The sequence below is a fragment of the Mesorhizobium sp. PL10 genome (assembly GCF_053714315.1).
Map to the genome: position 1 here is coordinate 261,437 of NZ_JBSKBR010000002.1, position 17,638 is coordinate 279,074.

Annotated in this window: 20 protein-coding genes; 12 read left to right on the forward strand and 8 right to left on the reverse strand. The window is 63.6% G+C overall.

Annotated elements, in window-relative coordinates; translation table 11 throughout:
* Positions 1 to 67 precede the first annotated feature (67 nt).
* Genes ACWGTO_RS04790 through ACWGTO_RS04800 form a run of 3 tightly spaced genes read right to left on the reverse strand, consistent with a single transcriptional unit; the run spans position 68 to position 1,469 of the window.
* Positions 68 to 547: an SRPBCC family protein gene (locus ACWGTO_RS04790; RefSeq protein WP_454573716.1), complete on the reverse strand. Its 480-nt coding sequence runs from the start codon at positions 545 to 547 to the stop codon at positions 68 to 70.
* A complete protein-coding gene (locus ACWGTO_RS04795; protein ID WP_454573969.1) occupies positions 544 to 900 on the reverse strand; it encodes an ArsR/SmtB family transcription factor in 357 nt (118 codons plus the stop codon). Before ACWGTO_RS04795 ends, ACWGTO_RS04790 begins: the two co-directional genes overlap by 4 nt.
* Positions 900 to 1,469, reverse strand: coding sequence for a dihydrofolate reductase family protein (locus ACWGTO_RS04800; protein ID WP_454573717.1), 570 nt, complete (start codon positions 1,467 to 1,469; stop codon positions 900 to 902). The genes ACWGTO_RS04795 and ACWGTO_RS04800 overlap by 1 nt, the downstream gene beginning before the upstream one ends.
* Before the next feature lie 156 nt (positions 1,470 to 1,625).
* Between ACWGTO_RS04800 and ACWGTO_RS04805 the strand changes: the two genes are divergently transcribed.
* The gene (locus ACWGTO_RS04805) at positions 1,626 to 1,973 is read left to right on the forward strand and encodes an ArsC family reductase (RefSeq protein ID WP_454573718.1); all 348 of its coding nucleotides are present in this window, start codon (positions 1,626 to 1,628) and stop codon (positions 1,971 to 1,973) included.
* Between the two features lie 235 nt (positions 1,974 to 2,208).
* On the opposite strand, the gene ACWGTO_RS04810 is transcribed toward ACWGTO_RS04805, so the two are convergent.
* The 3 genes from ACWGTO_RS04810 to ACWGTO_RS04820 form a co-directional block, all read right to left on the reverse strand.
* On the reverse strand, positions 2,209 to 2,562 hold the full coding sequence (locus tag ACWGTO_RS04810) for a DUF488 domain-containing protein (protein WP_454573719.1): 354 nt from the start codon (positions 2,560 to 2,562) through the stop codon (positions 2,209 to 2,211).
* A gap of 24 nt (positions 2,563 to 2,586) precedes the next feature.
* Positions 2,587 to 3,843 (reverse strand): aminopeptidase, encoded by a 1,257-nt coding sequence (locus ACWGTO_RS04815; RefSeq protein WP_454573720.1) that lies wholly within the window; start codon positions 3,841 to 3,843, stop codon positions 2,587 to 2,589.
* 86 nt (positions 3,844 to 3,929) lie between these two features.
* The gene (locus ACWGTO_RS04820; protein ID WP_454573721.1) at positions 3,930 to 4,844 is read right to left on the reverse strand and encodes a LysR substrate-binding domain-containing protein; all 915 of its coding nucleotides are present in this window, start codon (positions 4,842 to 4,844) and stop codon (positions 3,930 to 3,932) included.
* A 94-nt stretch (positions 4,845 to 4,938) separates the two neighbouring features.
* Between ACWGTO_RS04820 and ACWGTO_RS04825 the strand changes: the two genes are divergently transcribed.
* From ACWGTO_RS04825 to sbmA, 3 genes are all read left to right on the forward strand, one after another.
* Entirely contained in the window at positions 4,939 to 5,142 is a 204-nt protein-coding gene (locus tag ACWGTO_RS04825; RefSeq protein ID WP_454573722.1) for a hypothetical protein, read from the forward strand.
* Between the two features lie 91 nt (positions 5,143 to 5,233).
* Positions 5,234 to 6,391 carry a YbfB/YjiJ family MFS transporter gene (locus ACWGTO_RS04830; RefSeq protein ID WP_454573723.1) on the forward strand — a complete coding sequence of 386 codons (1,158 nt, stop codon included), beginning with the start codon at positions 5,234 to 5,236 and terminating at the stop codon, positions 6,389 to 6,391.
* Between the two features lie 121 nt (positions 6,392 to 6,512).
* Entirely contained in the window at positions 6,513 to 7,784 is a 1,272-nt protein-coding gene (gene sbmA / locus ACWGTO_RS04835) for a peptide antibiotic transporter SbmA (RefSeq protein WP_454573724.1), read from the forward strand.
* Between the two features lie 15 nt (positions 7,785 to 7,799).
* Here the strand turns inward: sbmA and ACWGTO_RS04840 are convergent, their stop codons facing one another.
* Positions 7,800 to 8,804: a polysaccharide deacetylase family protein gene (locus tag ACWGTO_RS04840; protein WP_454573725.1), complete on the reverse strand. Its 1,005-nt coding sequence runs from the start codon at positions 8,802 to 8,804 to the stop codon at positions 7,800 to 7,802.
* 293 nt (positions 8,805 to 9,097) lie between these two features.
* Between ACWGTO_RS04840 and ACWGTO_RS04845 the strand changes: the two genes are divergently transcribed.
* Positions 9,098 to 9,760 carry a tetratricopeptide repeat protein gene (locus ACWGTO_RS04845; protein ID WP_454573726.1) on the forward strand — a complete coding sequence of 221 codons (663 nt, stop codon included), beginning with the start codon at positions 9,098 to 9,100 and terminating at the stop codon, positions 9,758 to 9,760.
* A gap of 55 nt (positions 9,761 to 9,815) precedes the next feature.
* Entirely contained in the window at positions 9,816 to 11,246 is a 1,431-nt protein-coding gene (gene der / locus ACWGTO_RS04850) for a ribosome biogenesis GTPase Der (protein WP_454573727.1), read from the forward strand.
* A 256-nt stretch (positions 11,247 to 11,502) separates the two neighbouring features.
* Here the strand turns inward: der and ACWGTO_RS04855 are convergent, their stop codons facing one another.
* A complete protein-coding gene (locus ACWGTO_RS04855; protein WP_454573728.1) occupies positions 11,503 to 12,417 on the reverse strand; it encodes a LysR substrate-binding domain-containing protein in 915 nt (304 codons plus the stop codon).
* A gap of 116 nt (positions 12,418 to 12,533) precedes the next feature.
* On the opposite strand from ACWGTO_RS04855, the gene ACWGTO_RS04860 reads away from it, so the two are divergent.
* The 6 genes from ACWGTO_RS04860 to ACWGTO_RS04885 all read left to right on the forward strand — a co-directional run bounded on the left by ACWGTO_RS04860 (position 12,534) and on the right by ACWGTO_RS04885 (position 17,636).
* Positions 12,534 to 13,835: an MFS transporter gene (locus ACWGTO_RS04860; RefSeq protein WP_454573729.1), complete on the forward strand. Its 1,302-nt coding sequence runs from the start codon at positions 12,534 to 12,536 to the stop codon at positions 13,833 to 13,835.
* A 136-nt stretch (positions 13,836 to 13,971) separates the two neighbouring features.
* A complete protein-coding gene (locus ACWGTO_RS04865) occupies positions 13,972 to 15,156 on the forward strand; it encodes a cell wall hydrolase (protein ID WP_454573730.1) in 1,185 nt (394 codons plus the stop codon).
* 264 nt (positions 15,157 to 15,420) lie between these two features.
* Entirely contained in the window at positions 15,421 to 15,813 is a 393-nt protein-coding gene (locus ACWGTO_RS04870) for an AtpZ/AtpI family protein (RefSeq protein ID WP_454573731.1), read from the forward strand.
* Between the two features lie 63 nt (positions 15,814 to 15,876).
* Positions 15,877 to 16,635 (forward strand): F0F1 ATP synthase subunit A, encoded by a 759-nt coding sequence (locus tag ACWGTO_RS04875; protein ID WP_454573732.1) that lies wholly within the window; start codon positions 15,877 to 15,879, stop codon positions 16,633 to 16,635.
* A gap of 83 nt (positions 16,636 to 16,718) precedes the next feature.
* A complete protein-coding gene (locus ACWGTO_RS04880) occupies positions 16,719 to 16,943 on the forward strand; it encodes a F0F1 ATP synthase subunit C (protein WP_006206606.1) in 225 nt (74 codons plus the stop codon).
* Positions 16,944 to 17,036: 93 nt separating this feature from the next.
* Positions 17,037 to 17,636: a F0F1 ATP synthase subunit B gene (locus ACWGTO_RS04885; RefSeq protein WP_454573733.1), complete on the forward strand. Its 600-nt coding sequence runs from the start codon at positions 17,037 to 17,039 to the stop codon at positions 17,634 to 17,636.
* The last annotated feature ends 2 nt before the right edge of the window (positions 17,637 to 17,638 follow it).

Here is a 17,638-nt window from a genome sequence, read left to right on the forward strand (position 1 = left end):
GGCTCACTTCGTGGATGACCGAAAATCAGGCGGCCGGGACAACGTCCTGGCCGCCGTGTGAAAAAGCTCAGATCGTCTTCACATACCGCGCCAGCTGATCGGCCACCGTGCCCCAGCCGTCGAAGAAACCCATCTCTTCATGGTTGTTGCGGGTGGCCTCATCGCGGTGGATGGCGGTGGCCGTGTAGCGCGTGCCTTTGCCGTCCGACTGGAGCGAAATGACCGCCGTGATAAAGGGCTCGCCTGATGGCCGATAGCCTGGCAGCAGCGCATCCGTCCACACCAGCCGCTCGTTCTCAACGATGTCGAGATAGCAGCAACGGCGGTCGTTGATCTCTGTGCCGTCGGGCGATTGCATGCGCGTCCGAAACAGCCCGCCGGGCCTGAGATCGATCTCGCAATCGGTGATCAGCCAGGGCTTTGGCGTGAACCACTGCTTGACATGCTCCGGCACCGTCATGGCTCGCCACAAGAGTTCGCGCGGCGCGTCGAGCTTGCGCTCCAGGGTCAGATCCAGTCTGGGGTCGGGCTTGAAGGGATAGCTCACTTTTCCTGCTCCTTGAGGCTCATCACATAGGCGTCCAATTGATCGAGACGGCGCTCCCACAGCGTGCGCTGTTCAGCCAGCCAGTTTTCGGCGAGCTGCAGCGGCTCGGGCGCCAGCTGATAGGTCCTGGTGCGGCCGATCTTTTCCGATCGTACCAGGCCGCAGCCTTCCAGCACCTTGAGATGCTCGATGAAGGAGGGCAGCGCCATGTCGAAAGGCTGCGCCAGTTCGCTGACCGAGGCTGGGCTGCGGTTCAGCCGCTCGACCACGCGCCGCCGTGTCGGGTCGGCCAGCGCGCGAAAGATGCCGTCGATCGGCAGAAGGGTTGGCGTGGTAGGTTGCAGACCGGTCATCACGATGCCCGCTCCACGTGATAGGTGAGCACCACGGCCCCATTGCCGAAGGTGCGCGTGTCGACCAGCTTGAGGTCGGTCGCGTCCTCCATCCTGTCGAAAAGCTGCGCGCCGCTGCCGAGGATGACGGGGAACACCATCAACCGATATTCGTCGACGAGATCGTGCTGCTTGAGCGCGTTGACCAGCATGCGTCTGCCACCAACCACGATGTCGCCCTTCGTCTCCCATTTGAGTTTGCGGATCGCGTCCATCGGCTCGCCTTGCAGCACGGTCGTGTTGTTCCAAGCCGGGTTCTTCAGCGTCGAGGAGACGACATATTTCGCCATGCCGTTCATCCGGTCGGCGAATGGCCCCTTGTAGGTCGGCCAACTGCCGGCGAAGCTTTCATAGGTCACCCGGCCGATGAGCAGGGCTTCGTGGTCCAGCACCTCCTGGAACTTGTATTCGATCATGCCGGCCTCGTGGCGCTTGCCGACCCAGTTGGTGTGCCGGTAGCCCGGCTCACCACCCGGCGCTTCCGTCACGCCATCGATGGACATCAATTCCGACACAACGATCCTCGCCATGACTTTTCCCTTTCCGATTTTTGCAACACTTAGGAAAATTCCTTAGTATTGGCAAGCCCTAAAAATGCGCTGATGGCGGTCGCGATGCTGGCAAAGCGAGGAGGGCGGTTTTAGGCTGTCTGGCGGATTCGACCGTAAGCCCAGGGGAAGCGCGTTTTGACCATCACAATGTACGGCATCACCACCTGCGACACGATCAGGAAGGCACGCACCTGGCTGGAGGGCCACGATGTGCCTTACCGGTTCCATGATTACCGGGCCGAAGGGATCGATGCGGGTAGACTGGATGGCTGGGTCGGCAAGGTCGGATGGGAGCCGCTGCTCAACAAGGGCAGCACGACGTTTCGCGGGCTGGCCGACAAGGACAAGCAAGGTCTCGACGAGAAGAAGGCCAAGAAGCTGATGCTGGCCAACCCGACCATGATAAAGCGGCCGGTGCTGGAGGTGGGGGACCGGGTGCTGGTGGGGTTCAAGGCTGATGTTTATGAGGCGGCGGTGAAGTAGGGCGCGAGGCGTTGAAACAGCCAATCTCCCCCCTTGCGGGGGAGATGGCCGGCAGGCCAGAGGGGGGTGACGGATCGCCAACCTCGACAGATTGTTCCGGCGCATGTGGCTGCTGTTTGTCAGGCCGGAGGGACAGCACCCCCTCTGCCTTGCCAGGCATCTCCCCCGCAAAGGGGGAGATTGGACGTCGCCGCGGCTTTCGCCAATTGCCAGCATTTGCACGCGGCTGTTTGCTTCAGTCCTTCAAGAGATACTCCGCCAACGCCACCGCGTTGTTGTGCGCTTCGTCATGTGCACCATAGAGCAGCGTCACCCGGCCATTGCCCAGCAGGCCACGCAGCTGCGCCACCACCTCTTCATTCCCATCCAGCTCGATCGCATACCGCTTCCGAAACTCAGCCCAGCGCGCCGGCTCATGCCCGAACCATTTTCGCAACGCGTCGCTCGGCGCGATGTGCTTCAGCCACAGCGTCAGCGCGGCATCTTCCTTGCGGACGCCGCGCGGCCAGATGCGGTCGACCAGCACGCGTCGGCCGTCGGCTTCCGCCGGCGGCTCGTAGATGCGTTTAACCGCTATGTCGAAGGCCATTGCGGCTCCTTTGACCGCTAACGGTCAGGCCCACTCGCCCTTGCGCATCACCGGTACCTTGCGGCCGTCCTTGTGGACGCCATCAATGTCGATCTTGTCCGAGCCGATCATCCAGTCGATGTGGATGAAACTCTTGTTGCCGCCACGCTGGGCGATCTCGTCCTGGCTGAGCGAGGCGCCGTCGACGAAGCATTTCGAATAACACTGCCCGAGCGCGATGTGGCAGGCGGCGTTCTCGTCGAACAGCGTGTTGAAGAACAACAGGCCGCTGGCCGAGATCGGTGAGGAATGCGGCACCAGCGCCACTTCGCCGAGACGGCGTGAACCCTCGTCGGTGTCGAGCACCTTCTTCAGCACATCCTCGCCCTTCGAGGCCTTGGCCTCGACGATCCTGCCTTCCTCGAAACGCACCGAAATCTCGTCGATCAGCGTGCCCTGGTAGGAAAGCGGCTTGGTCGAGGAGACATGGCCGGAAACCCGCCGTGCATGCGGCGTGGTGAAGACTTCCTCGGTCGGGATGTTCGGGTTGCAGGTGATGCCGTTCTTGGCGGTGGAGGCGCCGCCCATCCATTCATGGCCGTCGGCCAGCCCGACGGTGAGGTCCGTGCCCGGCCCGGTGAAATGCAGCGCATGGAAATTATGGCCGTTGAGCCACTCGGTCCGGCCACGCAGCGCTGCATTATGCGCCGTCCAGTTCGCGATCGGGTCTTCCACATCGACCCGTGACGCCGCGAAAATGGCGTCGGCGAGCTTTGCCACGGCAACATCGTCGGCATCCTCCGGAAACACCTGCTTGGCCCAGGCGAGATCGGGATAGGCGACGATGTTCCAGTTGATGTCGAAGCCGGTGATCTTTTCCAGCGCCGGCTGATAGGCCATCGAGTTCGCCTTGTTGGCGCGCGCCACCTTGGCCGGGTCCTGCGCAGACAGCAGCGACGGGTCCTCGCCGCGTACCGCAAGCCGCGCCGCATTGCCGGCAAAGGCTTTCGCCATTCCCTCATACATCCAGCCGGCGGCGCGGTCGAAGCCGGCATCCGCGCCGTAGCGGAAGCGCGCCAGCGTGATTTCGTCATCGTTGAAGATCGGCGTCACCAGCCCGGCGCCGGCCTTGTACGCATGCTCGACGATGCGCCTGGTCAGCGGCAGCGCCGCGATCGACGAAGTCAGCACCAGATCCTGCCCCGGCTGCAATTGCAGCCCGACCTTGATGGCGACTTCCGCCAGCCTGTCGAGCTTCACCGGGTCGATCGTTGCGGAAACGCCGCGCGAATGTGTGGTCATGATCCTGCCTGCCTTGGTCTTGGGGTGAAGTTTTCAACATAGAGCGGCGCGGCTGTGCTTTCCAGCATCGTCGCGACAGCCAGCGTTTACGCAGCGCTATCGAGCGACCCGAACTGCGCCACAGTCGCCGCGATCTCCTCGCGGATCCAGGTCTTGAAATCGCGGACCTTGCGGCTCTCGGTCTTTGTGGTCGAGGTCACCAGCCAGTAGCCCAGCCCGCTCTGCGCCCGCACACCGAAAGGCGCGACCAGGCGGCCGTCGGCCAGCGCATCGGCGGCCAGCAATTGCCAGCCGAGCATGACGCCGTGGCCGGCGATCGCCGATTCCAGGCACAGCATCGGGTCGGTGAAGCGCGCGCCCTTGCGGAAGGTGACCGGCTCGACCCCGGCAGCCGCAAACCAGCTGTCCCAGGTGATCATCGCCCGCTCGTCGGTGATGGCGCAGGTCTGCGCGAGGTCGCCGATCGATTTCAGCTTCTTGGCGATATCAGGCGCGCAGACCGGGAACACTTCCTGCGCCAGAAGCAGCTCTGCCCGTCCGCCCGGCCATTTGCCGTCGCCAAGCCGGATGGCGATGTCGATATCAGAATGCTCGAGATCGGCCAGCCGCACCGAGGCGTCGATGCGCAGCAGCACATTGGGATGCCGGTCGAAGTGACGTGACAGCCGCGGCAGCAGCCATTTCGAGGCGAAGGCCGGCGCCACCGAAACCACCAGCGTGCACTGGTTCGCCTCGTCGGCAAGCGCCACCGCTTGCGCCAACTCTCGGAACCCGGCGCCGAGCCGGGCGGAAAAAACCGCGCCGAATTCTGTCAGCACCAGCCCGCTTGCCGTTCGATCGAACAGTGCCTGTCCGAGCTGCTTTTCGGTGCGGTTGATCTGCTGGCTGACCGCGCTGACCGAAACGTTGAGCTCGCCGGCCGCAGCCGCGAGCGAACCGAGGCGGGCGACGGTTTCGACGGCGCGCAAGCCGTTGAGATGGACGCGGTTCAGCATAGCCATTTCAGTTTTTCTAAACCGGTCCGGCTGAAATCTCAATTGAAAGGCCGCGCGATCGAGCAGATTTTAGCCGGGAAGTCAGACCGAGGAGGCGAGGATGGTGACCATCATATCATTGCTGAAAGTCTTTGCCGCCGGCTACACGCGGCGACGTCCTGACGGCGATGCCTCTGACTGGGTGGCAGATCCGTTGTCGCATCCGGTGCTCGACACCATGTCGGAGCGCGAGCTCGGCGACATACCGTTCCGGCTGACGGCGCGCCGCACCGCCTACGAAACCGGCGCGGTCAACTGCGGGTGAAGTGTTAGCCGCAGGCCTTGGCCGTGCGTAGCCGGCTGGCCCAACACAAATCAGATTGTTTCGACGCCGGCCAAATCTATGGTGCGCTGCAATGAACGCCGCGCCATCACCCCTTCGCCTGGCTGTTGCCGGCATGATCGCCATGGCCGTCGCCATGGGCATCGGCCGCTTCGTCTACACGCCGATCCTGCCCGGCATGATGGAAGAGCTTCATCTGTCGCCCGCCGATGCCGGCTGGATCGCGTCGGCCAACTATCTCGGCTACCTCGTCGGCGCGCTTGCGGCAGCCGGTGGCTGGGCGCATGGGCGCGAGCGCCTGCTGATGTATTGCGGCCTTGCCGCAAGTGCCGCGCTCGCCGCCCTGATGGGGCTGACCGAAACGATGACCGCCTTTGTTATCATCCGCTTGCTTGCCGGCCTGGCCAGCGCCTTCGTCATGGTGTTCATGGCCAGCATCGTCTTTGGCCACTTGGCTGCCGCCAACAGAAGCGAGCTGCAGGCGCTGCATTTCGGCGGCGTCGGCCTCGGCATTGCGGCGTCCTCGGCGCTGATGGCGGTTCTGGTCACCGAACATGCCGGCTGGGCTTCGGGCTGGCTGTGGTCGGCGGCGATTTCCGCCGGCGGCCTTGCGCTCGTCGCCTGGCTCGCCGGCGGCACAGCGCCAGCCGACGGCGTGGCCGGTCGCGAACCGGCGTTGCCCAAGGACCTGTCGTTGATGAAGGTCATCGTCGCCTATGGCCTGTTCGGTTTCGGCTATGTGGTGACGGCAACATTCCTGGTCGCCATCGTGCGCCAGGGCGGCGGCGGCCGCGTCTTCGAGGCGACCGTCTGGATGGTCACCGGCCTTGCCGGCTTCCCCTCGGTCTGGCTGTGGCAGAAAATATCAGCACGGATCGGGCTCTACGCAGCCTATGCGCTTGGCTGCCTGGTCGAGGTGGTCGGCGTCACCGCCAGCGTCGCCATTGGCGGCGCAATCGGGCCGTTGCTGGCGGGCGTCCTGCTCGGCGGCACCTTCATCGCCATCACCGCGCTCGGCCTGCAGACGGCGAGGCTGCTCGTGCCGCGGGCGCCGCGCCGCATCTTTGCCGTGATGACCGCGTCCTTCGGCATCGGCCAGATCGTCGGCCCGATCGTCGCCGGCCTGCTGGCGCAGGCGTCCGGCAACTTCTTCCTCGCCTCGATCGTCGCTGCCGCTGTTTTGTTGGTTTCGGCCGGGATCACTTGGTCGGCCGCACCAAAATCGCCATGATTGTGGTCTTGCTCGATGCCGGGCATCGGGCACGGGCATTTGCTTTCCACCTAATGTGTGACTTTATGCCCGCTGAACGGCAACCCCGCTGATTTGCGCATCGACCGAGGATTTCACCACAGTGTTCGTATCCTTCTTCCCAAAGCCGAAGCTGTTTTTCACTTCGGCCGCCCTCTGGAGCCTTGCCGGTATCCTGTTTTGGTTCTTCGGCGGCCAGCAATTGGGCGCACATCTTGGCCTGCCGCCGGCGGCTGCCGACGCGCCGCCTATCCTCGGCATTCCGATTTTTTGGTCGCCGCCCTTCATCTGGTTCTATGTCTACTTTGCGGTGATGCTGGCTGCTTTCTACCTGTTTTGGCGGTTCTACGCGCCGCATCCCTGGCAGAACTGGTCCATCCTGGTTTCCGCCTTCATTCTGTTCTCGACTTACATCAGCGTTCAGCTCAACGTCGCGCTGAACACTTGGCGCGGACCGTTCTTCGACCTCTTTCAGAAAGCGCTAACCACACCGGCCTCGGTGCCGGCCTCCGAGCTCTACAGCCTGTTCTGGATCTACGCCCTCATCGGCTTGATGTTCATATCGCTTTATGTCGTGACACGTTTCATCGTCAGCCACTATATCTTCCGCTGGCGTACTGCGATGAACGAATTTTATGTTCAGAACTGGTCCAGGCTGCGTCACATCGAAGGCGCCTCGCAGCGTGTCCAGGAAGACACGATGCGCTTCTCTACCACCATGGAGTTGCTGGGCGTCGCCTTTGCCGATTCTGTGCTGACGCTGATTGCCTTCCTGCCGGTGCTCGACGCCTTGTCGGCCCACATTACCGAGCTACCTCTGATCGGCCCGATCCCGCATTCACTGGTGATCGCGGCGTTGTTATGGTCACTATTCGGTACGGTTCTGCTGGCGGTTACAGGCATCAAGTTGCCCGGCATGGAGTTCCGCAACCAGCGGGTGGAGGCTGCCTACCGCAAGGAACTGGTTTACGGTGAGGACGATCCGAATCGGGCGACGCCACCCACTTTGGCCGAGCTGTTCCAGAACGTCCGACGCACCTATTTCCGGTACTATTTCCACTATGCTTATTTCAACGTCTTCCGGGCCGGCTTTGGCCAGGCAGATGCGATCTTTTCCAGCGTTATTCTTATTCCGACTATTGCCGCAGGCAAGATTACCCTAGGCATATGGCAGCAGATCAGCACCGCCTTTGGTCAGGTTTCGGACTCGTTCCAATATCTGGTTAACGCCTGGCCAACGATCGTGGAATTGATTTCGATCTACAAGCGCCTGCGCGCCTTCGAGGCGACGCTTTATGGTGAGCCGCTGCCCGACCTTGATCAGCGTTACTTCGCCCGGCAGGCCGCCGCCGAGGATTCCACACAAACAGGATGAAGGTCGGTGGGCGGCTCAGCCGCCCACTGACGCCTGCCTGTCGCCACCACGCTGCCGCGCAACATAGTCGCGAAAACTGATGCATTCGACATCGGCCTTGACGCAGACTTCGCCGGCAAAGCGCTCCAGCGCGTTCCAGTAGGCGCCGTCATTCATCAGCGTGAAATGGAAGCCGAGCTCCAGCGGGATCCGCTTGCCCTGATATTGCTTGTCGAAGGCGGCGCGGAACGCCTGATAGCTCCGCTCGGTGAAGTCGGCCGCCTGGCTTGGCCGTTCGAAGCCGCCGGAATGCCTGACATAGAGATTATAGTCCATCGCGATCACCGGTCTGCCGCTTGGGCCTTCCGGGATCTGCGGCAGCGAAAAGCGGGTGAGGCCGCCACTGGTCGGCGGCTCGACCGGACCGCTTGAGACGCCGCTGGCATCATAGCGATAGCCGGCTTGAGGCAGGGCCTGATAGAGCCCTTTGCTGGTCGACAGATAGGGCGCGCGAAAACCGGTCACGGCGTGGGCAATGTCGCGCCAGCCGGCGGGCTCGGGCTCAATGCCGTTGATCGCATAGGCGTCCTCCAGAATGCGCGCGAACGAGGCGAATTCCTTCAGCCAGTCGGCCTTGCCCCAGTTCTTGCCGTCGAAATGGCCGCAGCCATGGCTGGCGATGTCATGACCCTCCGCGGCCGCGAGGCCAATCTGTTCGAGGCGGTCCGCGACCTCCTGTTTCGAGGTGGCAAAGCCGATGTTGGATTTGCCCGCGGACTTGGCCGGCGCGGTGTATTCAGCGCGCGTCTGCTGCGACAAAAGGAAGACGCAGGACAGAAAATAGGTGAAATGCGCGCCGGTGCGCTTCGCCAGCGCCCGGCTGCGCTGCCACTGCGAAATCTCGCGGGCGCTGTCGAAGGAGATGATGACGATTTGCTTCGGCTTGGCCGTGGCAGGTGCAGCCGGCGGGTCGGCGAAAGCAGCGCCCGCCGTGGCAAGCAGGGCTGTGGAAAACGCAACAACGCGGGACAGAAGAGGCATCGGCAATCTGGGCTTGATCGGAGGCAGTTAAAGCCGGCTATCGGCAAAATGTGGCGTGGATGGGGTCGGCGTACAGAGCATGATCCCGAAAAGTGGAGACCGGTTTTCGGAAAAGATCATGCTGAAAAACAAAGATGGAGTCCCATCCCGACTCCGTCGGGAAGGAACAGGCCCCAGGCCGGCTTCCCCGCGATTAGCCGATTTTCCTGGTCAGCCCCTTCCATGCCGACAAAATTTCGCTAAAACGCGGGGCTCAAGAAGCGCCCCTGCCGGGGCAGCAATGGTTTTGATTGATGTCCGACGACAGTTTTATCCGCGAAGTCAATGACGAGATGCGCCGCGACCAGGCACAGGCGCTGTGGGACCGTTTCGGCCCGGCGATCCTTGGCCTCGCCATCCTGGTGGTGCTCGGCACCGCCGCCTTCGTCGGCTATCGCTATTGGGACGAGACCCGCGCCAACCGCTCGGGCGATGCCTTTTCGCAGGCGCTGAAGCTTGCCAATGACGGCAAGGCCGACGATGCGCTGACCGCGCTTGAGCAGTTGGAAAAGGACGGCTACGGCGCCTATCCGCTGCTCGCCCGCATGCGCGCGGCAACCGTCAAGGCCGACAAGGGCGACTTTACTGCTGCCGTCGCGGATTTCGATGGCGTCGCCGCCGACACCGCCATTCCGCAAGGCATTCGCGACATGGCGCGCCTGCGGGCCGCGCTGCTGCTCGTCGACCACGGCTCTTTCGCCGACGTCTCCAGCCGCGTCGAGGCGCTGACCGCCGACAACAACACGCTGCGCCACACGGCGCGCGAAGCGCTCGGCCTTGCCGCCTGGAAGGAAGGCAAGACCCAGGATGCGCTGAAACTGTTCGACCAGATTGCCGCCGATGACGGCGCCCCGCGCAATGCGCGCCAGCGGGCGACCCTGATGTCGGAACTGATCCGCGGCTCTGGCGCGTCATGATACGCGCCGCCCAAAATGCGCTGCGGTTTTGGGCGACATGGATGACGAGGGCCGGATGAGCTTCAAAGTCGCCATTATCGGCCGTCCCAACGTCGGCAAATCGACGCTTTTCAACCGGCTGGTGGGAAGGAAGCTGGCGCTTGTCGACGACACGCCGGGCGTCACCCGCGACCGTCGCGTCCACCCGGCAAAACTTTACGATCTGCATTTCGACGTCATCGACACCGCCGGTTTCGAGGACGCGGCCGCCTCGACGCTGCCCGGCCGCATGCGCGCACAGACCGAGATCGCCATCCGCGAAGCCGACCTGATCTTCTTTACCATCGACGCCAAGTCGGGCCTGCTGCCCGACGACCGCACCTTTGCCGAAATCGTGCGCAAGTCCGGCAAGCCGGTCGTGCTGGTCGCCAACAAGGCCGAGGCCAAGGGCGCCCAGGGTGGCATGCTGGAGGCCTGGGAGCTTGGCCTCGGCGAACCGATCCCGGTCTCGGCCGAGCACGGCCAGGGCTTGCCCGACCTGCGCGACGCAGTGATCGCCGCTCTTGGCGAGGAGCGCGCCTTCGGCGAGGAAGAAGACGAGGCCGACGACATCGCCGCCAGCGAAGTGCTGATCGGCGAGGACATCACCGATCCGGATGCTGAAGCAACCTATGACGACACCAAGCCGATGCGCATCGCCGTGGTCGGCCGCCCCAATGCCGGCAAGTCGACGCTGATCAACGCACTGATCGGCGAGGAGCGGCTGTTGACCGGCCCGGAAGCCGGCATCACCCGCGATTCCATCTCCGTCGACTGGGACTGGCATGGCCGGCGGCTGAAGCTGTTCGACACTGCCGGCATGCGCCGCAAGGCCAGGATCCACGAGAAGCTGGAAGTGATGTCGGTGCAGGACGGCCTGCGCGCCATTCGCTTTGCCGAGATCGTCATCATCGTGCTCGACGCCACCATTCCCTTCGAGAAGCAGGATCTGCAGATCGCCGACCTCATCATCCGCGAGGGCAGGGCACCGGTCATCGCGTTCAACAAATGGGACTTGATCGAAAATCCGCAGGAACTGCTGGCCGAGTTGCGCGAAAAGACCGGACGGCTGCTGCCTCAGGTGCGCGGCATCCAGGCGGTGACGGTCTCGGCTGAGACCGGCCGCGGCCTCGACAAGCTGATGGATGCCGTCATCAAGACGCACAAGGTCTGGAACAGCCGTGTTTCCACCGGCAAGCTCAATCGCTGGCTGGAAAGCATATTGGCGCATCACCCGCCGCCCGCCGTCGCCGGCCGCCGGCTCAAGGTCAAATATGTCACCCAGGCCAAGACCCGGCCACCGGGTTTTGTCGTCCAGTGCTCGCGGCCTGATGCGATGCCGCAATCCTATGTCCGCTATCTCTCCAACAGCCTGCGCGAGGCCTTCGACATGCCCGGCGTGCCGATCAGGATTGCGCTGCGCACTTCGGACAATCCGTTCGCGGGGCGGGCGAAGAAGCGCAGCTGAGGAGGCAGGCCCGGTGCGCCTTGCCCGAAGGTTCCTTTGCAAAGTCGGCGGGACAGCACCCCCCTCTGGCCTGCCGGCCATCTCCCCCGCAAGGAGGGAGATCAGCAGTTCGTTCTAACGGCACCTTCTTGCAACGTTGAAAATTCGCGAAAGCATCCGCGAAATCCAATCTCCCCCCTTGCGGGGGAGATGTCCGGCAGGACAGAGGGGGGTGTGACGGAACGCGACGCCTGATACGCGTTCCCGATCACCGAACCTAAGCCACCGCTCTCAGCCCCTCGTTCCCTCGCGCCGGCAGCGCTCCCACCGCCGCCTGAAGCAATATATCCGCCAACCGCGCCGGCACCGGCTCCAGTTCTGCGTCCTTCTGGTGCAGCACCAACGCCAGTTTCGGCAGCGCGGGTAAACCCAGCACCTGCGGCGTCATTGCCCTGACCGTGGCCGGCAGGCCGATATCGGTGCGGATCGTCAGGCCGAGCCCGGCCGCCACAGCCGCCCAGATACCGCCAAGGCTTGGGCTGGAAAATGCCATCCGCCACGGCAGGCCGGCGCGGTCGAGCGTTTCCGTCGTCACCGTGCGCAACAGGCAGGGCGCTTCCAGCGCTACCAGCGGCAGCGCCTCGCCCTCGCGCAGGCTGGTTTCGATCGCCTTTGCCGGGCCGATCCAGCGCAACTGCGCATCGCCGACATGCCGGCTGTAAGGCAGCGCCTGGCCGCTGTCCCAGGCCAGTGCAATGTCCAGATTGCCTGATGTGATCCGCTCGGCAAGTTCATAGCTGCGCCCGATCCTGGCCTCGATCTTGACCTTGGGGTGCGCCCGGGCGAAGCGCCCGAGCACCTCCGGCAACACCGCCTCGCCGAAATCCTCCTGCAGGCCGAGCCTGACCCAGCCTTCCAGTTCGACGTCGTGGATGGCGGAGGCCGCCTCGTCATTCAACTCAAGCAGCCGCCGCGCATAGCCGAGCATGGTCTCGCCGGCTTCGGTCAGCGCCAGGCCGCGTCCCGACTTGCGGAAGATCGGCGTCGCCGCCTGTTCCTCCAGCTTCTTCAATTGCGCGCTGACCGCCGAGGTCGAACGCCCGAGCCGGTCGGCGGCCTTGGCGAAGCTGCCCAACTCCATGCCGGTGACGAAGCTTCTGAGGACATCGAGGTCGAAGGTTATGCGTCGCATCGCAACAATCCTGATTTTCGGGAATAATTGTCAAAAACTTCCCGATATTAAGGATGAAGTTATGGCGGTAGATGCGGGGCGTCAAGGTCCGGAAGGGCCATCACAGGAGTTCCGCCATGTCGATTGCCGATGCAAATTGTGAGCCAGGCCGGGTCGGTCGAGCCGCCGCCGTCACCGCCACGTCGAAGGCTGAACGATTTCGCGCCAATCATCGCTGGAAGGTGCTTGGCATCGGCGTTGCCGCCAATGCCAGTTTCTCCGCCACCTTCGCCGGCATACCGGCGGCGGCGGTTTTTCTGCGTTCGGGCTATCAGCTCTCCAACGGCAATCTCGGCCTGGCCCTTGGCCTCCTCGGGTTAGGCGTCGCCTTGAGCGAACTGCCCTGGGGTCTGCTCACCGACCGCTGGGGCGATCGCGGCGTGCTATTGACCGGCCTCGGCGCGACGGCGGCGTGGCTCGTGCTGATGGCGTTGTTCATCGTACCGTCGGCGACTTACGCGCCCGGCGTTGCAATGCTGGCCGCGTGCCTTCTGGTCACCGGCCTGCTCGGCGGCAGCGTCAACGGCTCCAGCGGCCGCGCCATCATGGCCTGGTTCCGCGAGGGCGAGCGCGGCTTTGCCATGAGCATCAGGCAGACGGCGGTGCCGCTCGGCGGTGGTGTCGGCGCGCTCGTCCTGCCGTCGCTGGCGTCGGCGTATGGCTTTGCAGCGGTCTTCGGGCTGCTGGCAATTGTGAATGCCGTCTCGGCGCTGTTTGCCTGGCGCTGGCTGCATCAGCCGCCGGACCTGGATGATGCCGGCAGCGCGGCCGTGGCAAAGCCGGCCGGCCTGGCGCCGTTGCGCAATGTCGAGGTCTGGCGCATCGCCACCGCCATCGGCCTGCTCTGCTTTCCGCAGGTCGCCGTGCTCACCTTCGCTTCCGTCTTCCTGCACGATTTCGCCGGCATGGGCACGCTCACGATCAGCGCCAGCCTTGCCGCTGTCCAGACCGGCGCCATGGTGATGCGCGTCTGGAGCGGCCGCTTCACCGACCGCCATGGCAACCGCCGCTGGTTCCTGCGTCTCTGCAGCATGACGAGCGCATTTGGCTTCGCGGCTCTCGGCCTGGTGGTCCTGGCGGCGGCCGCCATGCCGGGCGCGCACACCGCGCTGACGCCGGCAATCGCCGTGCTGATGGTCGTTGCCGGCATTTCGGTCTCGGCCTGGCATGGCGTCGCCTACACCGAGCTTGCCACGCTTGCCGGCGCCAGCCGCGCCGGAACCGCGCTCGGCCTCGCCAACAGCTTCGTCTTCATCGCCTTCTTCGTGGTGCCGACTGCCATACCGGCACTGCTGCTCATCTGCTCGTGGCCGGGTGTGTGGCTGATGGGGGCGCTCTGCGCGCTCATCGCCTGGCCGATCCTGCTACGGCCGAACTGACGGTTCGGCCGGCCCGCAAAAGGCGTCCCGTTTCGGGCCGGTTCGAAAAAACACCATCGATGCCGTTAACCGCGCATCAAGGTTAATGCTTCACTTTGGCTCTCCAGTGGCTCAGTGGCGTTCTGGAGAGTTCCCCGTGCATCGACGTGTCTTGAAGCGGCTGGCCGCCGCCGCCGGTGAGAAAAAACGTTCCTTCGTATCGCCATTGGTCATCGGGCTCGGCATCTGGATCGGCTTTCCGACCGTCACTGCCTACCAGGACATGGGCAGCCTGATTTCCGGCCTCGAAGCGTCGGGCGACCGCTGGAACGCTTATGTCGAGCGCTCCGTCGCCGGATCGGTCCATGCAGCCGAAATGCCTTTCATCGATTCCGTCACCACCGGTTCGCTTTCGGGCTCGGGCGTGCGCCTGCCCGGCGTCGGCAAGGTCTCGTTTCGCGGCAAGGGCAATGTCGCCGGCGTCACGCCCGACGAGGACCGCATCATGCGCGCCGACAAGAAGGGCCGCATCATCCAGGTCTCGCCGGTGGCGCCGCCGAAGAACTTCAATGCCGGCTCTATCTTCCAGCGCACCTCCTCGCTGCTGCGGCCGAGCATGGATAGCGGCCTGAAACTGGCCTTCGCCAAGCCCGGCATCAAGGGCAAGGAAATCCAGATCGCCCAGGCCTTCCATATCAGTGTGGACAAGAAGCCCGAGCCCGGCGTACCGGCAGCGCTGATCGCCCTCGTCAACAATGACAAGGCGGACATTCTTGCCACCGCCTATGCCCAGGCCGAACCCGACTACGCCAAGGCCTCGCCCTTCGAGGCGCTGCTGCAGGACGAAGAGCCGAACGATGGGCGCTTCATTCCGCCGATGGCCAAGGGCGACCACTCGTGGATCCAGAACCCGCTGCCGGCCAGCGTCTTCTCCAAGAAGGAGCAGGCCTGCCTTGCCAACGGCATCTATTTCGAGGCGCGCGGCGAATCCGTGCGCGGCCAGGCCGCCGTCGCCCAGGTCATCCTCAACCGCGTCCGCAATCCCGCCTATCCGAACTCGATCTGCGGCGTCGTCTACCAGAACGACGATTGGCTGAACCGCTGCCAGTTCTCGTTCGCCTGCGACGGCCGCAAGAAGCGCATCGAGAGCCCCGACCACTACAAGACCGCGCAGGATGTCGCGATGGCAGTCACCGCCGGCAAGATCTTCATTCCGGAAGTCGGCTCATCGACCCATTACTACGCCAACTATGTCCATCCGGGTTGGGCCCGCACGATGCAGAAGATGACCAAGATCGGCCTGCACATCTTCTACCGCACCTATGGCGGCGGCTGGAGCTAAGCCCTTCGGGCTGCCGTCTGTACTGGCCGCAAAAGGCCCCGGGCGCCGAAATCGGACACCGATCGCCGGATGGATTCGGGGCATGTGCCGACCCCATAGTGCCGGGCACGATGTCGCACCTCTCCAAGTGGTTGATTTCAATAGAAAAAATACATGGCTTTGAAGGTCCGCCCGTGGCTTGACGGGCGCAAACCCTCTAACTATGTTGCCGGCGACTTTAGAAGCGGACGGACGGTGACGGTCTGACCGGGCAGGGGGGTTACGATGGCCGACAAGAACGGGCCAGACGAAACCGGAGAAACCGGCCGCGGCAGCAAGCACGAACCCGACATCCGCGATGACGACCTCGAGCGCCGTCGGCGCGAGCTTGGAGCATCGCTTGCGACAAGACGGCCGGATCGGCTAGAGGGGAATGACGGCGCGAAAGCGACGGCCGGATATGGCCAGGCGCTCAAGCTGTCCAGCGAGTTCATCGCCGGGATAGTTGTGGGTGTGGGCCTTGGCTGGTTTCTGGATCGTGTGGCGGGAACCTCGCCATGGGGTCTGATCGTCGGCTTGTTGCTGGGCTTTGGCGCCGGCGTGCTCAATGTCCTGCGTTCGGCGGGGGTTGTGGCGGAATTCGGAAAAAGCGAGAAGTCGCGCGATCCGAAAGAATGAACTGGCGCCGCCAATGGCGCACAAGAACACTTAAAGCCGTTCGTGGCTTTGACGGGGATGTAAATGGCTGCTGACAAGGTCGATCCGATCCACCAGTTCCATATCGTCAAGCTGATTCCGATCAACATCGGTGGCTATGACCTGTCCTTCACCAATTCGGCTCTGTTCATGGTCGCGACCGTGCTCGTCGCATCGGCGTTTCTTTACCTCTCGACCTCGAGCCGCAGCCTTATTCCCGGGCGCCTGCAGTCGGTTTCGGAAATGGGCTACGAGTTCGTTTCCAACATGCTGCGCGACGCCGCCGGAACGCAAGGCATGAAGTTCTTCCCCTTCGTGTTCTCGCTGTTCATGTTCGTTCTTGTCGCCAACCTGCTTGGCCTTTTCCCCTACTTCTTCACTGTCACCAGCCACATCATCGTCACCTTCGGCCTCGCAGCCCTGGTGATCGGAACCGTGGTTGTCTACGGTTTCATGAAGCACGGCCTGGGCTTCCTGAAGCTGTTCGTGCCGCATGGCGTTCCGGTTTTCCTGCTGCCGCTGGTGGTGCTGATCGAAGTGATTTCCTTCGTGTCGCGCCCGGTCAGCCTCTCGGTTCGTCTGTTCGCCAACATGCTGGCCGGCCACATCACACTGAAGGTGTTTTCGGGCTTCGTCGTCAGCCTGAGCGCGCTGGGCGCCGTCGGCGTCGCCGGTTCGGTGCTGCCGCTGGCCATGGCTGTCGCACTGACCGCCCTGGAATTGCTGGTCGCCTTCCTGCAGGCCTACGTCTTTGCCGTGCTGACCTGCATGTACTTGAACGACGCCCTGCACCCCGGGCACTGATCGAGAGTTTCCGGCCCCAGCGTTTCCGACACTGGTCGCCGGATTGAATTGCAACGGAATTACAGATCTAAAGGAGTTTTAAAATGGACGCAGAAGCAGCAAAGTACATCGGCGCCGGTATCGCTTGCCTGGGCATGGGCGGCGCGGGCATTGGCCTCGGCAACATCTTCGGCAGCTACCTGGCCGGCGCCCTGCGCAATCCGTCGGCAGCCGATGGCCAGTTCGGCCGCCTGATTTTCGGCTTCGCCGTGACCGAAGCTCTGGGCATCTTCTCGCTTCTCATCGCCCTTCTCGCCCTGTTCGGCTGAGCCCTGTTTCGGCCAGCTATTGGTCGGACAAGCATCGGGAAGAATTGGCATGGCCGCATTCCTGCGGCCATGCCTGATATCAGGGGATAGTCCATGTTCGTGACATCTGCCTTTGCGCAAGAGTCCGCACCCGCCGCTGAAGGCGCCCACACCGGCACGGAAGGCGACACGCATTCCGGCACCGGCGTGCCCGCCGAGGCGCACGGCGCGTTCCCGCCATTCGATCCGGCGACGTTCCCGTCGCAGCTTCTGTGGCTGGCGATCACGTTCGGGCTGTTCTATCTGTTCCTGAAGAAGGTGGTGATGCCGCGCCTTGGTGGCATTATCGACGTGCGTAGCGATCGCATCACGCAGGATCTCGACCAGGCCGCAAAGCTGAAGGGCGAGGCTGACGCTGCCGTTGCTGCTTACGAGCAGGAGCTGGCGCAAGCCAAGGCGAGCGCCAACGCGATCGGCCAGCAGGCCAACGACGCGGCCAAGGCCGAAGCCGAGGCCGCTCGGAAGAAGGTCGAAGCCGCGCTCGACAAGAAGCTAGGCGAGGCCGAGGCCAGCATCGCTTCCATCAAGGCCAACGCCATGAAGGAAGTCGGCACGATCGCCGAGGACACCGCTTCGGCAATCGTCGACGCGCTTGTCGGCGGCAAGGCCAGCAAGGCCGAGATCGCGGCTGCCGTCAAATCCGTGGCCCGCTGAGG

Coding starts and splice junctions, on each gene's coding strand:
- ACWGTO_RS04795 (WP_454573969.1), bottom strand. CDS start 900: ATGACCGGTCTGCAACCTACCACGCCAACCCTTCTGCCGATCGACGGC.
- ACWGTO_RS04800 (WP_454573717.1), bottom strand. CDS start 1,469: ATGGCGAGGATCGTTGTGTCGGAATTGATGTCCATCGATGGCGTGACG.
- ACWGTO_RS04810 (WP_454573719.1), bottom strand. CDS start 2,562: ATGGCCTTCGACATAGCGGTTAAACGCATCTACGAGCCGCCGGCGGAA.
- ACWGTO_RS04815 (WP_454573720.1), bottom strand. CDS start 3,843: ATGACCACACATTCGCGCGGCGTTTCCGCAACGATCGACCCGGTGAAG.
- ACWGTO_RS04820 (WP_454573721.1), bottom strand. CDS start 4,844: ATGGCTATGCTGAACCGCGTCCATCTCAACGGCTTGCGCGCCGTCGAA.
- ACWGTO_RS04825 (WP_454573722.1), top strand. CDS start 4,939: ATGGTGACCATCATATCATTGCTGAAAGTCTTTGCCGCCGGCTACACG.
- ACWGTO_RS04830 (WP_454573723.1), top strand. CDS start 5,234: ATGAACGCCGCGCCATCACCCCTTCGCCTGGCTGTTGCCGGCATGATC.
- ACWGTO_RS04840 (WP_454573725.1), bottom strand. CDS start 8,804: ATGCCTCTTCTGTCCCGCGTTGTTGCGTTTTCCACAGCCCTGCTTGCC.
- ACWGTO_RS04845 (WP_454573726.1), top strand. CDS start 9,098: ATGTCCGACGACAGTTTTATCCGCGAAGTCAATGACGAGATGCGCCGC.
- der (WP_454573727.1), top strand. CDS start 9,816: ATGAGCTTCAAAGTCGCCATTATCGGCCGTCCCAACGTCGGCAAATCG.
- ACWGTO_RS04855 (WP_454573728.1), bottom strand. CDS start 12,417: ATGCGACGCATAACCTTCGACCTCGATGTCCTCAGAAGCTTCGTCACC.
- ACWGTO_RS04860 (WP_454573729.1), top strand. CDS start 12,534: ATGTCGATTGCCGATGCAAATTGTGAGCCAGGCCGGGTCGGTCGAGCC.
- ACWGTO_RS04870 (WP_454573731.1), top strand. CDS start 15,421: ATGGCCGACAAGAACGGGCCAGACGAAACCGGAGAAACCGGCCGCGGC.
- ACWGTO_RS04875 (WP_454573732.1), top strand. CDS start 15,877: ATGGCTGCTGACAAGGTCGATCCGATCCACCAGTTCCATATCGTCAAG.
- ACWGTO_RS04880 (WP_006206606.1), top strand. CDS start 16,719: ATGGACGCAGAAGCAGCAAAGTACATCGGCGCCGGTATCGCTTGCCTG.
- ACWGTO_RS04885 (WP_454573733.1), top strand. CDS start 17,037: ATGTTCGTGACATCTGCCTTTGCGCAAGAGTCCGCACCCGCCGCTGAA.